Annotated in this window: 1 pseudogene; it reads right to left on the bottom strand. The window is 70.8% G+C overall.

The window, feature by feature from the left end:
* Positions 1-1,066: pseudogene (locus tag VPH46_RS16330) on the bottom strand (hypothetical protein); the annotation flags it as partial.

The raw sequence follows: 1,066 nt of genomic DNA, 5'->3' as shown, positions 1-1,066 counted from the left end.
CCAGCTCGGTCGACAGCGCCAGCGCATTGTCCTTGCCGCGCAAGGAGTAGGCGGTGCCGGCAAGGCTGCCCGAACGCTGCGTCTCCGACTGGAACACGCCCGCGCTGAACTGCGTGTCGAGCGCCGGCCGCCTGACCGAAGGCGCGCTGATCCAGGGCACGCTCTATGGCCGGCGCGGCGCTCGCCATCGATGTCCGAATAGGACAGGCCGAAGCCCAGCACGCCCGCATCGCTTACCTGCGCTTCCACGCCGCCGGCGATGTAGAAGCCGTCGAAGGGGTCGCGCGTGCCGCCGACGACCGAGTTGGGCATCGCCCGGCTCGATCCTTCCAGATAGCCGCCCGCCAGATAGGCGGAGACATTGCTGGGCAGCATTCCGTCGCGGACATAGGCGGTAGGCGTGTCGCTGACAGTGTCGGCCTGGCCCGGCATGACGATCGCATTGGCCGCGAACTCGAGCGGCTTGCCGATCATCGCGACCTGACCGCCGGCAAAGCTGCCCGGGCGCATGGCGGCGGTCCGCTCGCGATAGAAGCGCGCCATATTGTCCATCGCGACCGTGCCGATCGCGCGGCGGGTCGTCTCGGTGGTGGGGGCCAGATCCTCCAGCCCGGCGCGGATCGCGCCGACGCTCGCCAGGTCGAGCACGCCATAGGTGTCGGCAAGCGCATCATAGGCCGAGCGGTTGCCGTCGAGCAGTCGCGCATAGGATGCCTGCACGGGCGTTCCCGCCACCACGCTGGCATAGGGGCGCGCGGCGATCGTCGCCTGCACCTGGTCCGCGCCGTAGCGGAGTTCGGGATACAGGATCGCGCTGAACGCGGTGGCGGCATCGAAGCTGCCGGTGATGCCGTCCGACGCGGTCAGCACCGTGTAGCTGCTGCCATAGCGCGGCAGCTGGCCGATGGGACGCAGCGTCAGCGTGCCGCCCAGCTCCGCCTGCTCGACGGCGAGCCGGTCGGAGGTGCCGCTGGCGCCGATGTCGATCAGCAGCGTGCTGCCCGCCGCCAGCGTCGCGGTGCCCGCCACCGACAGCGTGCCGATCGCGCCCGCGCTGCCCGGCGCC

Source organism: Sphingomonas sp. MJ1 (PH-R8), assembly GCF_048058635.1.
Taxonomy (GTDB): Bacteria; Pseudomonadota; Alphaproteobacteria; order Sphingomonadales; family Sphingomonadaceae; genus Sphingomonas.
Note: the sequence above shows the minus strand (reverse complement) of the source record. Positions and strands in the feature narration are given on the sequence as shown.